The organism is Lacipirellula sp., assembly GCF_965279485.1.
GTDB lineage: Bacteria > Planctomycetota > Planctomycetia > Pirellulales > Lacipirellulaceae > Lacipirellula.
In genome coordinates this window covers 2148811-2162349 of sequence record NZ_CBDIIC010000002.1, presented here as the reverse complement: position 1 = coordinate 2162349, position 13539 = coordinate 2148811, and the positions used below count along the sequence as shown (strand labels likewise).

The 13539-nt window shown below is 62.5% G+C and carries 8 protein-coding genes; 7 read left to right on the top strand and 1 reads right to left on the bottom strand.

The genetic code is table 11. The features are described from left to right. Positions 1 to 57 precede the first annotated feature (57 nt). From ACQY7R_RS16350 to ACQY7R_RS16330, 5 genes are all read left to right on the top strand, one after another. Positions 58 to 1530: a pectate lyase family protein gene (locus tag ACQY7R_RS16350; protein ID WP_428306639.1), complete on the top strand. Its 1473-nt coding sequence runs from the start codon at positions 58 to 60 to the stop codon at positions 1528 to 1530. A gap of 17 nt (positions 1531 to 1547) precedes the next feature. Beyond that, positions 1548 to 4190, top strand: coding sequence for a dockerin type I domain-containing protein (locus ACQY7R_RS16345; protein ID WP_428306638.1), 2643 nt, complete (start codon positions 1548 to 1550; stop codon positions 4188 to 4190). A gap of 594 nt (positions 4191 to 4784) precedes the next feature. After that, the gene (locus tag ACQY7R_RS16340; protein WP_428306637.1) at positions 4785 to 7481 is read left to right on the top strand and encodes a hypothetical protein; all 2697 of its coding nucleotides are present in this window, start codon (positions 4785 to 4787) and stop codon (positions 7479 to 7481) included. A gap of 248 nt (positions 7482 to 7729) precedes the next feature. After that, on the top strand, positions 7730 to 9289 hold the full coding sequence (locus ACQY7R_RS16335) for a DUF7453 family protein (RefSeq protein WP_428306636.1): 1560 nt from the start codon (positions 7730 to 7732) through the stop codon (positions 9287 to 9289). 279 nt (positions 9290 to 9568) lie between these two features. Beyond that, positions 9569 to 10621, top strand: coding sequence for a hypothetical protein (locus tag ACQY7R_RS16330; protein WP_428306635.1), 1053 nt, complete (start codon positions 9569 to 9571; stop codon positions 10619 to 10621). A gap of 58 nt (positions 10622 to 10679) precedes the next feature. On the opposite strand, the gene ACQY7R_RS16325 is transcribed toward ACQY7R_RS16330, so the two are convergent. Next, positions 10680 to 11660, bottom strand: coding sequence for a dockerin type I domain-containing protein (locus tag ACQY7R_RS16325; RefSeq protein WP_428306634.1), 981 nt, complete (start codon positions 11658 to 11660; stop codon positions 10680 to 10682). A gap of 470 nt (positions 11661 to 12130) precedes the next feature. Between ACQY7R_RS16325 and ACQY7R_RS16320 the strand changes: the two genes are divergently transcribed. Both ACQY7R_RS16320 and ACQY7R_RS16315 read left to right on the top strand, forming a co-directional pair. Continuing rightward, positions 12131 to 12526, top strand: a complete 396-nt coding sequence (locus ACQY7R_RS16320) for a GntR family transcriptional regulator (protein WP_428306633.1) — start codon at positions 12131 to 12133, stop codon at positions 12524 to 12526. 63 nt (positions 12527 to 12589) lie between these two features. Continuing rightward, positions 12590 to 13537, top strand: a complete 948-nt coding sequence (locus ACQY7R_RS16315; RefSeq protein ID WP_428306632.1) for an ABC transporter ATP-binding protein — start codon at positions 12590 to 12592, stop codon at positions 13535 to 13537. Positions 13538 to 13539 lie beyond the last annotated feature (2 nt).

Below are 13539 nucleotides of genomic sequence, written 5' to 3'. Positions count from 1 at the left end.
ATGGTCTGCGCACTGGGCAAATGGAAAGCTACTGCGGCTTTCGTCGCTGGAATCGCCGTGAGTCAGTTCGTCATGGCCGCGCCGCCGGCGTTTCCCGGCGCCATTGGTCAGGGCTCCCAAGCCACCGGCGGTCGTGGCGGCGACGTTTACCATGTGACGACGCTAGAAGATTACGACCCGAAGACCGAGCCCAAAATCGAAGGCTCGTTCCGCCATGCGATTCGCTCGGCCGAGGGACCGCGCACCATCGTCTTCGACGTCGGCGGCGCCATTCCACTCCACGCGGAGCTGGAAATTCGTAAGCCCGATCTCACCATCGCCGGTCAAACGGCGCCAGGCGGGATCACTTGCTGGGGCTTCCCTGCCGAGGTCTCCGGTACAAAAAACGTGATCCTTCGCCACATGCGCTTCCGCACCGGCGACTTTAACGCGCGCCCAACGCCAGTAGCCGCGGGTCAACGACCCGCCGGAGCGAACCTCAAAAAACTAAACCCCGCCTCCGCCAACGCGATGTACGTCGGCAACGAGAGCGAGCGAGTGATCCTCGACCACGTCTCCGCCGCCTGGGGCATCGACGAAGTCCTTTCGGTGACGCGGGCCCGCGACGTGACAATTCAAAACTCGATCATCGCCGAGGGGCTCAACAATTCGTTCCACCCGAAGGGCGCCCACGGCTACGGTTCACTCATCCGCGGCGAACTGACGGCTGACGATCAAGCTAAGAACGTCGGCGGCTACACTCTCTATGGCAACCTATGGGCCCACAATCGAGCTCGCAACCCATCGATTGGCGGACAGCAAACGCTCGACGATGGGCAAACAGAGGGCGATCGGCGCCGCACCGATCTCAATCTCGCGAACAACGTCGTCTACGATTGGGGCGATCAAGCCGCCCATCGCAGCGAAGGGGGCGACGTTCGCGTTAACTTGCTCGGCAACGTCTTCATCTGCGGCCCGGCAAAGAAGGCGAAGTATTTCTTCCGCGAGAAGACGCCAGGGCGCAGCGAAGTCGTCGCCATAGGTAACTGGCGCGACCTTGATCAAGGCGACGATCACGACGGCGTTGTGCCGACGGATGACGCGGAGCTGGCCAAAGGTTTTGACGGGTTTGGCGAAGGTGATCAGCTCGCCACCGCTGGCAAGCCACTGCCGTTTGGCGAGCAAGTTGCCGCAGCGACTCAACCGGCGGAACAAGCGTACGAAGCTGTACTCGCCGGCGTCGGGGCCTCGCTTTCACGCGATGCGATCGACCGGCGAATCGTCGACTCGGTACGGAAGCGGACCGGCGGGTTGATCGATTCGCAAGAAGAGTTCCGTGGCGCCGACGGCAAGCTGCTAGGCATCGACGATTTGAAAGAACAAAAGCGGCCCGCCGATTTCGACGCCGACCACGACGGCATCGCCGATGCGTGGGAACGCGAGCATGGGCTTGATCCGGGTGACTCCAGCGATGGCAACGGCACATCGCTGAGCGATGAAGGCTACACAAACTTGGAAGTCTACATCAACGAATTGGCTAACAAGAACTAGCGCAACGTGAGCTCTGCATGCCGCTGATCAAGACGCCTTTCGCATTGTGTGCAGTTGCGTTCATCCTAGCGATCGTCGCTGCGGCGCACGCCCATGCCCAGCTCCCCTTCTTCCCCGGCGCCGAGGGATTCGGCGGTTCATTCACCGGCACGGCGCCGGCCGGGGGCTGGTTTTCCAACGCCTCCGTCTACCACGTCACTACGACGGCCGACACGCTCGCCCCCGACGGCAAGCCCGCCGTCGGCACGCTGCGGGGAGCCTTCTACGACGCCGCCCGCAAGCAGATGGCAAGCAACGTGATCGTCGTCTTCGACGTCGGCGGCACATTCCAACTCACTCAGGGCAGCCTCGATATCAAGACGGTCAACAACATCTACATCGCCGGCCAAACAGCGCCGAGCCCCGTAACCGTGTACGGCAACACGACGCAAATCACTAAGAGCAACAACACCGTTAACAGCAACGTGGTACTCCGCTATATGACGTTCCGCAAGGGAACGGGCGACGGTGAAGATGCGATCACGTTCGCCGGCGGCAACGGAGCAGGGCAGACCGTAGCGACGAACATGATTCTCGACCACGTCTCCGCATCGTGGGCCGAAGATGAAGATCTCTCCGTGGCGAACAACAATACCAATGTCACGGTGCAGTACTCGATCATCGCGGACGCGCTCACGAACAGTCACGCCTACGGCTCGCTGATTCGTCCGCAGATCGATTCCAGCGTGACGTTCCACCACAATCTCTATGCGAGCAACGCCAGCCGACAGGCCCGCTTCGGCACCTACAACGCCGCGACGCTGACGGCTGACTTCCGCAACAACGTCATTTACAACTGGCGGGACCGTGCAAGCTACACCGGCGGTAGCAGCGAGTCGGAGCAGGAGTTCACCGACGTCAACTACGTCGGGAACTACCTCGTTGCCGGGCCGAACACCACCGGCCCCGCGAACCGCGCGTTCTCGGTCGACAAGAACGTTACCTCGCGCGTCTATCAGTCGGGCAACTTCGTCGACGCCGACAAGCAGCTCAATCCTGGCGGCGTGCCGAACGGCAGCGATTTCGGTTGGGGGGCGTTCGCCGTCTCGACGCCGGTCACCGATCAAACGATGACGCAAATGGCGACGCCGTTCGCGACGGCGCCCGTCACCACGCAAACGGCGCCCGCAGCGTATGAGCAGGTGCTCGACCATGTCGGCAACTTCTGGTGGAACCGCGAAGCGATTGATCAGCGGATCATCAATAACGTGAAGACAAACATCGGCCCGCCGGGTGGCGTCGGGGCCGCGGCGCCGAACGCAACCGAGTTGGCGAACCTGCTCGCGGCGCCAACGACGACTCGGCCGGCCAATTGGGACAGCGATAACGACGGCATGCCGAACGCTTGGGAACTCGCCCATGGCCTCAATCCCAATTCCGGCGCCGACAACCAGCTCGACTTTGATGGCGACGGTTACGTGAACGTCGTCGAATACCTCAACGAAGCGGGCGAGTTCCCGGCCCCTTCGCCGATTGTCTTCAACGGCGCCACGAACACGCGCTACGCTCAAATCACGAACTGGCGGACCAACGATGGCGGCGTTACTGCCGGCAGCAATTGGCAACCCTCAAAGTATGACGCGGCGGTGGTCAACGGCGGCACGGTTGCGGTCGACGCTGTCGGACAGCATGCGGGAGTCTTGCAAGTGGCGCCTGCGGCGGGCAGCGCGGCGACGCTCAACGTCACCGCGGGTTGGATCGACGTGGCCGAACGGTTGGAAGTCGGCGTCGGCGGCAACGGCACGGTGAACCAGACGGGGGGATTGGTGCTCGCCGACGAAGTGCTGCTGGGGGGCGGCGTCGGGGCAAGCGGCGAGTACCATCTCTCCGGCGGCGTGTTGCGAACCGGTCGGCTCGCCAAAGGCGCGAGCGGCGGGACGTTCCAATTTACCGGCGGCACGCTGAGCGCAGCCGTCGTCGACTTCGATCTCGTCAACAACGGCGGTCTCATCGCCCCCGGCGAGAGCCCCGGCCTAATGCAAATCGACGGCGATCTCACGCTCAACAGCGGCGTGCTCGAAATCGAAATCGGCGGCACGCAGTTCGGGCAGTTCGATCGCCTGGAAGTTGACGGCACGGCCGACCTCGGCGGCACGCTGCGAGTCGCGCTCGTCAATGTCGGCGGCGGCGTCTATCAACCGCAGCTGGGCGATTCGATTCCCTTCCTCGCCGCGAGCGGCGGCGCTGGCGGCATATTTGATACGTTCGAACTGCCCACGCTCGCTCCCGGGCTGGCATGGCAACTTAACCCTGGCAACGTAACGGTCTTCCTGAACGTCATCGCCGCTGCGCCGCTCAGTCCGGCTGACTTCAACGGCGACGGGCTCGTGAACCGCGACGATTTGGCGATGTGGCGCACTGGCTTCGGCAGCGCCGGCCAAACGAACAACGCCGCCGGCGATGCCGACGGCAATGGCACGGTCGATGGCGCCGATTTCCTTGTTTGGCAGCGAGGATTCACGCCTGCCGGTGGTGCTGCGACTTCCGCGGCAGTCCCCGAGCCATCAAGCTTGCTCCTCTGCATACTCGCCGTCCTTCGTAGCCGCGGGTCAACGACCCGCCAGAAATCTGATCAATGGCGAATGCTGAATGGGGAATGTGGGAGTCGGTCGTCACTCTGACACTTCCCGCTCCTCATTCAGCATTCCACATTCCCCATTGGTACCCGCTCCGGTCGGCCGTTGACCGGCGGCTATTGTTGCGTTCGAAGTGCCAACGCGTTTCAGGCGACATAAAGCTAAAGCGTTCCTACAACAGATTTTATGGTCATTTTTCAAGCGATATTCTCAATTTGAGGCGACACGAAGCGACAACGCGAAGGCAAAGTGTGTGCGCACCGCTGGCGCACAAAGAGAAGAAGGAGTTGGGTTTTCAAAGAACCGCTGTTCAGCTTAGGGCAGAGTAGGGCGGATTGCCACGAGCGATTTTTGGCCACTTGAACAGCTGGCAACCGCGGGTCAACAACCCGCCGGAACGCTGCTAAATGGCAAATGCTGAAATAGGAAGTGTGGGAAGCGTTCGTGACTTTCTCATTCCACATTCCCCGCTCGTATCCGCTCCAGCCGGTCGTTGACCGGCGGCTACTGCCGCAGTTGCGGAACGCAAGATTCGCCAATCCAGAACCGCTGGCGCCGATTCGTCCTGACGCGCACGCCCGCAGCTTAAAATGACGGCTCTCTTCGCACTCAACACGTAGCCGGTCGAGTCTTCTCCTTATGCCGCTCCGTCTCTCGCTTCTCCTTGCTGCGACATTGATCGTTCATGGCGTGCCCGTCGCCGCGCATGCCCAATCGCTCCCCGCCTTCGCCGGGGCCGATGGCGCCGCCTCGTACGTTACCGGCGGCCGGGGCGGGCTTGTCTATCATGTGACGAAGCTCGACAAAAACTATACTGACGCCGGTCTCGGCACGCTTCGCTACGGGCTGAGCGATTCCAACTTCAGCGTCGGTGGCGTCGTGCAGCCGCGGACGATTGTGTTCGACGTCGCCGGTACATTTTGGCTTGGCCGCTTCGGCGCGGAGAGCGGCCACGACAACGGCTGGGATACTAACAGCCGCTACAACCTCGGCAGCCACGTCACCGTTGCCGGCCAAACGGCGCCCGGACCCGTTACCATCATGGGCGGATTGGTGAAAGCAAACGGCACGAATGCGATCCTTCGCAACGTGACGATCGCCCCCGGCTACGGCATGCGCAACTTCTCCAAACCCGAAGAGGGCGTCCAACCGACGCCGGGCGATTTTCCGGACTCTTACGTCTACGATGCGATCGACATCACTGGGACGAACCTGATGATCGACCACGTCACCACGGCGTACGCCACCGACGAAACGATCTCGGCCAACGAACTCGCCAACAACGTCACGATTCAGTACAGCAACATCTCGCAGGGGCAGAACTACCCGCAAGCCGACGCCGAGGCGAGCGGCATCATCTACACTGGCCACGGCCTCGGTTCGCTGCTGCAGGGAGGTTCAAACGCGAAGTTCAGCATTCACCACAACTTGTACGCCCATCAGAAGGGGCGGCTGCCGCGCGTCGGCAGCGAAGTCGGCACGGGGGCGTTCAACGACTTCCGTAACAACGTTTTTTACAACTGGCTTGGCACGGCCGGCGGCGGAGCGAGCGGGCAGCCAAGCTTTAACAACTTTGTCGGCAACTTTTACCGGGCGGGGCCGGGTGGCGACAACCCCGTCGGCGGCGCGAGCACCGCGATTACCACGGCGAGCGGCGGCACCGGCATTTTCAGTGGCAGCAACTCCAGCGGCACTCGCGTCTACCACTCGGGCAATCTGAAAGATACGAACAAGGATGGCGACGCCAACGACGGCGTCGCGCTCGCCAACAGCGATTTCGGCGCTTCGAACTTTCAGGCCGGCCCCGTCTGGTCGGGGGGCGTGCCAACCTACAACGGCGTTACCGATACGGCGACCACGGCGTACAACCGCGTGCTCGACACCATGGGCGCGAACTGGTGGACTCGCGATAACGTCATCGACACGCTCGACGAACGCATCATCAACGAAGTCCGCACCGGTACGGGCAAGATCAAGGCGTGGGCCGACGATCCATTTAATTCTGATCCCAGTGAGGGCGTCGAGTGGCGGGCGATGCTTGCTAAGCGGGCCGATCCCGTCACCGGCGCTGCGCCGTACAATCGCGCCGCCGACTGGGACGTCGATGGCGACGGCATGCCCGGCTTCTGGGAACTCGCCCACGGCCTCGACCTCAGCGCCGCCGACAACAACGCCGACTTCGACGCCGACGGCTACACGAATCTCGAAGAGTACATCAACGACGTCGCCGCTTGGCCGGCGCCAACGACGATCGTCTTCAACGGCGGCACGAACCAGCGGTATGCTCAAATCACCAACTGGGACGCAAACCCCGACGCGGCGCTGACGCACAACTGGCAGCCGTCGCGCTACGATGTCGCGGCGATTCCGAACGGGTCGGTCGCCGTCGACGCCGTTGGCCAGCATGCGGGAACGCTTGCCGTGGCGCCTAACGCCGGCAACGTCGCAACGCTGAATGTCACCGCCGGTTGGATCGAAGTCGCCGCCACGCTGCAAGTCGGTGCGGCAGGGCAGGGGAGCGTCAATCATTCCGGCGGCGCGGTCGCGGCGAATGCGATCACGCTCGGCGTCAGTGGCGCCAACGCGGCGGGCGTCTACCGACTCTCGGGCGACGGCCGGTTGCGCGTCGGCCAACTGGCGAAAGGCGCGAATGGCGGCGTCTTCGAGTTCACCGGCGGCACGCTCACGGCCGACGTCATCGACTTCAGCGTTGTCAACCAAGGAGGCGTCCTCTCGCCTGGCGAATGGATCGGCGTCACCGAGATCCACGGCGATTTGACGATGCAGAGCGGCGCCATCGAGCTGCAGATCGCCGCCAGCGCGACGGGCGGCTTCGATCGGCTGGCTGTCAGCGGCGCTCTTGCCGCCGGCGGCACATTGAGCGTCGAAATCGGCGAGAGTTTTGTTCCCGCGGTCGGCGACAGTTTTGATTTGCTCGACTTCGCAGCAGTCAGTGGGGCCTTCGCGCTTGAGTTGCCGACGCTTCCCGCGGGCATGGCGTGGGACGCGAGCGACCTGCTCGCCACAGGGACGTTGGCTGTCGCCGCTGCACCGCTTGCCGGAGCCGACTTCAACAACGACGGCTTCGTTAACGGCGATGATCTTGCCATCTGGCGCGCGGGTTTCGGTTCGACGAGCCAAACCACCAATGCCAATGGCGACGCCGATGGCAGCGGTACAGTCGACGGGGCCGACTTTCTTGTCTGGCAGCGGAACGCGGCGCCTGCCAGCAACGCATCGTCCTCAGTGGTTCCTGAGCCGGTCGCATGCGTGTTGCTGATTCTGGCTGCTGGGAGTACGGCGCTACAGAGCCGGTTCCGCAAGCAGCGTAGATAGATCGACTGACGGTCGCCGCGCACGACTCCGTCGATTTCACGCAGGCCATCGCCGGATTTCGCGGTCGCAACTACGCTGCATGCTCTGCTGCTTCGACTCTTGTTCGCCGCTCCGGCCGGTCGTTGACCGGCGGCTACTACTGTGAAACGACCGTCGACATGCGGAATCACAGCTAGGCGGTTCACTTTTCCGCAAGTAGAATCCTCCCTGCTCTCAGCGACCTTTTCGATCCCTCTGATGAGGCTCACATGATGCTCACGCTCCGCCGCTGCCGTGCCGCGATTGTTAGTCTTCCGCTTGCGCTCGTCGCTCTTCTGCTCGACGCGCCGAGGGCCGTCGCTATCGACCTTGAGCCGGTGATGCTGCAGTATCAGGCCGTTCCCGGCACGACAGGGTTCTTTCACGCCCCGTCTATTACGGTTTCGGGTCTCAACAACAGCCGCAAGGTCGTCACTTGGGGCGGCTGGCCCGGTAATCCCTTTTCTCACAACGGCATCTTCATTTGGGAGAACGGCGTCCTCACCGACCTGCTCCGCAACGACGACGTGCAAAACGCTCCCGGCATCGGCCAGCCGGTGGTTCAAACGCAGCCCGGGTTTCTCGACCACAATGGCAACGTCGCCGCTCCCGCGAGCTTTGGCGTCGATCAGGACGACGTCAATTACATTGGCCCGAATCGCGCCGGCCTCGCGTTTATCAATCGCGTCGGCGGCGCCGATGCGCCCGGCAACACGGACCCGTGGGAACCCTTCGTCAGCGTGAAGGGGAACAACAACGGGCAGATGGTCTTCTACGGCCGCGTCGGCAACAACGACCTGGGCCTGTGGCGCGGAACGAACTCGGCCAACTTGGTGAGGTTGGTGCAAGAAGACGTCACCCTCATTCCCAACACGGCATTCGTTGTTGAGGATGCATCGTTCGAAACACCGTGCATCACGAGCACGGGCGTGGCGTTGTTCGACGTCGGCTACGGCCCGTCGGGCGATGAAGAAGCCGTGCTCGTCGGTACGAGCGACGCCAATCTGCAAGTCGTCGCACGCACCAACTATCTCGACGTTCCTGGTTTGCCTGCCGGCACGAAGTTCACCGGCGTGCAGAAGGAAGCGATCAACAACGCCGGTCACATTGTCATGGGCGGCGATTGGGGCGCCTTCGGCAATAGCGGGCTCTTCACGACCGCACGCGGTCTGTTGGAGCCGGTTGTCTTGAGTAATATTACTAATGTGCCAGGCGTCCCCGGCGAGAAGTTCGACTGGCTCCTCTCCAGCGTAACCATCAGCGGCAACGACGACATCTTCTTCACCGGCGAATCAGATGTCAGTGCGACCGACGGCGTCTACAAGTGGAGCAACGGCGTCCTCTCCGCCCTCGCGACTGAAGGCCAAGCGGCTCCCGGCGCCAACTCGACCTTCAAGTTCTTTAATGGCGTCCATACAAATGCCGCCGGCGACATGATGTTCGTGGCCGAACTCGCCGATGAGAACGTCGGTCTGTGGTACGTCGCCGCCGGCACGACGACCTTGGTGCGGCAACTCATCACGGGCATGAACGTCGATGTCCTCGGCGACGGCACCGACATCCGCCCCATCGCCGAGCTGTCGATGCCGGGCACGTTCGGCGGCCCGCAAGGGGGCGGCCAACTGCGTTTCAACGATCACGGCGATTTCATCGTGGAGCTTGCCTTCGAAGCCGGCGTGAACACGCGGCCGTTGGAAGGAATCTACATCAGCAGCGTCATTCCCGAACCGACGACGCTGGCGTTGGCATCTCTCGCGGCGGTTGCATGCATTGCCTCGCGCCGCCGTTGAGTTTTCGCTTGCGCGTCTTCTAGTCCCGGGCTCCGCCTGGGGGTGACGCTGCGCAACGCCACGCTTACCGGTGTGGTTGCCGACCCCCGGGCGGAGCCCGGGGCTAGACTCGCCGCCAGCGTTAAAAGAACTACGAAGAATCGCCATGCTCAACGGCCATCGGCCGCTGTGGTGCGGGGGCGTACGGTAGTCGCTCCGCAGCGGCGCAGGTAATATCAACACCTCGCGTTCACTGCCGATCACACCGCCGTTCCGAGCGAAATCAATCGCTCGCCATCCATGAAGCCCCGACTCGTCGAAAAGCTCGCCGCTCTCCGCCAGAATCTCGATTGCGGCCACTTCATCCTCGCCGATGCGAAGGACGCCGACATGGCGTGGGGCGTCACCAGCCCCGGCGAACCGTACGGTGGCGCCGCTGCGACGAAGACCGACAAAGCGGCCGCTCGCTCGAGCCGCTATCGCTCGATCGCCGACTTCCGCGATCAGATCCGTGAGATCGTCCGCCAAGGCGCCGTCGATATCATGCTCGCCTCGGTCTCGACGATAGATCTGCTCGCCCACCGTGAAGGATTGTTCGACGCCAGCGACGTCACGCCCGCCATCCGCGCTAACGACGCCACCGACGTCTGGATTCCGCGCGGCGGCAACTATCGCCAATCGCCGTCGCTGCCGTTCGCGAGTTGCTATCTCGAAGAAGCGCAATACGGCAGCCTGATGGCGACCGAAGATGGCGAGCCGAAGGTGAATCTCGGCCTCTACTCGGCGACGTTCAACAACTCGCTCGACAGCGACTACGCGACGCTCGAAGCGTTCCGCGAGTTCCGCGCTTATGCCGAGCAGTGCGGCTTCCACTACTTTCTGGAAGTCTTCGCCCCGAACATCGACGGCGTCGTGCCGGCGTCGGAAGTCGGCGCCTTCGTCAATGATCACATCTGTCGCATGCTCGCCGGCGTCCCGCAAAGCGGCCGGCCCGAGTTCCTCAAGATTCCGTTCTTCGGCCCTGAAGCCCTCGAAGAACTCGTTTGCTACGACACGAGCATGATCGTCGGCGTCCTCGGCGGCAGCAGCGGCACGAGCTTCGACGCCTTTACGCTCCTTACCGAAGCGAAGAAACATGGCGCCCGCGTGGCGCTGTTCGGACGCAAGATCAAAGACGCCGAACACCCTCTCTCGTTCGTCGCGATCCTCCGTCGGGTCGCCGACGGCGAACTCGCCCCGGAAGAAGCCGTTCGCGCGTACCACGGCGAACTGCAAAAGCTAAAGATTGCCCCGCGGCGAGCACTCGCCGATGATCTCCAGCTTACCGCCACCGAGCTAAGCTACGCCCGCTAGCGCAATAGCTGCGCCTCCAGCAGTAGCCGGGGCTCAACGAGCCGCCGGAGCGAGCCTCCTACCGCGACGCCCGACGCCGCACAGCCGCGAACGCCATCCCGCCCGCGAGAAGCAATCCCAGCGAAGCAGGCTCCGGCACAGCGCTGATCGGAGTCGGCGGACCGCCAAAGTGGCTCTTCCACAACGCCAAGTCAGCCGCATCGACGTTGCCGTCTCCATTAGCGTCGCCGGTGGTTGCATTGGGTTGCCCAGTGAGTCCGAAGCCCCGCTGCCACGTGAGAAAATCGGCGCCGTCGACGTCGCCATCGCCATCAAAATCGCCGTTCGACGGATTCACATCGAGAAACGGCGTCTCCTGCGCGGCCGCGTAGCGGTAGATCCCAGCCGTCCCATCGGCGTCCTCGGCGAACGCGAGCCCGGCATATCCGCTCGTGAAGCTGGAGTGGGAGACGGTAACCTGCGGTAGCGCCGGCTTACCAGCCGGGTCATTGGCGGCCCATGCGTAGCCGGTCAATTGATTGCCGACGGCGTTGAATTCCATCACGACCTCAGTGCCGGCGTTGAACGCGAGGTCGGCGCCGCCGAGGTCAACGGACGCGCCGCCGCCCGTAAGCGCTTGAATGTTCAGATTGCCGCTTAGGTCGAGGTACAGCAGGTAGCCCGTCAGGTTCTGTGGGTTGACGCGAGCAGTGAGAACCAGATTGCCCGCTTTGTTGTTTGGATTGTTGGGATCCGGCAGCACAGTCCCCTGCGTCCGAACATAGGTGGGGCCGAGCGTGATCGGCACGAGCGCCGACATCTGGTTCGTGACCGATCCAGCAGCGGGTTTCATGTAAAAATCGCCGCTCGAGGCGTCGTATGTTCCCGGGAAGGGGCCGGCGCCGTTGAGGTTGAGAACCCAGGGAACGGGATTTCCGTCCGTGACGCTGCCGTCGCTGAAGTCGTCCACCCATGCAGCACCCTCGGTCGCTTGCGGGAGAAACATCGCTAGGCCCATCAACGTGACGAGCGACCAACGCGAACGAGGGGCGACAAGCATGGAAACTCTCCGATGCCAAATGAGCAGGGACAACATAAACGCCGTCAAGCAGCCAGTGCGGCGCAAGGCCGCCGTCGAAAAGCCTGGAAGAGACTTGTACCTCGACGCCGCTCGGCATCTCGGTGGAATCAAAAGAAAAGAGCAAGAAGAGAGCCGTCATCGCTAGTTGCCAGCTTGGCGATAAACGACTCTTGGAGCGTAACGAAGCGCCCGCAATGAGTCAATTAATTTCAATATTCTAGTTGAGCTCCCAGTAGCCGCGGCTCAACGAGCCGCCGGAGCGGTGCCAGAGAAATGTGGAATGCTGAATGTGGAATGGGGTATCGGCGTCTCCCCTTTCCACATTCAGCATTCCCCATCTCCATTTTCTTGTCCTCTCCCGCAATTTCCGGCTTACGCGCCATTCTCAAAAATCATCTCTTGACCCAAATTCACTGTACTAGTGCAATTGGTACAGTGCCGAGGTTGAGATGAAATTTCAATGCGATTCCACCGCCCGAACGCCTATCTACCGCCAGCTCATCGAGCAGGTCCGCGAGGCCGTCGCTCGGGGCCGAGTTCAGCCGGGCGACCGGCTACCGTCGGTCCGCCAGCTCTCGAAAGACCTGGTGGTTAATCCGAACACGATCGCTCGTGCTTACACCGAGCTCGAGCGAGAGGGAGTGCTCAACACCCGCCCCGGGCTGGGGGTGTTCATCGCCCCCCGGCAGGCAGAGCTTACCCACCAAGCCCGCGAACGTCGGCTCGCCGCCCTCATCGACCGCTTCCTCACGGAAGCCGTCCACCTCGGCTTCGCCGCCGAACAAGTGACCGAAATGCTCCAAAAAAGGATCGGCCAGTTTCAATTTGCAGGAACGAAGGAGTAGATCTGCGTCAGAGGTCACTCCCCATTCAGCATTCCTCATTCTCCCTTCAGCATTCAACTCAAAATGCTCCCCCTCACCACCACTCGCTTAACAAAGTTCTACGGCAATCGCCCAGTCGTGAACTCGGTGAACCTCGCGATTCCCAGCGGCTGCGTGTACGGCCTGCTCGGTCGCAACGGCGCCGGCAAGAGCACGCTCATCAAAATGTTGATGGGCATGGTGCAGCCCGACGCCGGCGAAGCGACGCTCCTAGGCCACAACGTCGCCGAGATGCCGGCCGAGGTGCGACAGCGAATCGCCTACATTGCCGAAGGGCATCCGCTCTACGACTGGATGACGATTCAGCAGGCGATCGACTTCGTCGCGCCGTTTTACACACGCTGGAACGGCCGGCTCGTCGACCAGATCATCGACCACTTCGAACTCCCGCGTCGCGGCAAGCTCCGCCGCCTCTCCAACGGCCAGCGGGCCCAAGTCTCGCTAGCGCTCGCTGTGGCACCCGAACCAGAACTTTTAGTCCTCGACGACCCGACGCTCGGCCTCGACACGGTCGTCCGCCGCGACTTCCTCGAATCGCTCATTCAGATCATCCAACGCAAAGGCCGCACGATCCTGTTCAGCTCGCACATCCTGGGCGACGTTGAGCGCATTGCCGACCGCATTGGCGTGATGGTCGACGGCGTGCTTCGCGTCGATTGTCCGACGGAACATTTCCGCGAGTCGATCAAGCTCGTCACGCTCGAATTCCGCGGCGTTCCGCCCGATTGGCCGGGCGGCGGCGGAGTCGTCAGCTCGCGGCACGTCGGTTCGAACCTCGAACTGATCACCGTCGGCTTCGACGCCGAGCAACGCGAGCTAGCCGAGTCGCTTGAGCCGCTCGCAATCGACGTGCTTGATCTGAATCTGGAAGATGCGTTCATCGAATACACCCGCGGGCCCAAACGCTCGCTCCCCCTGTTTGTCACGGAGTCGACTGATGATTCGTACGCTCGTCCTCAAGGAGTTGCGTGAGA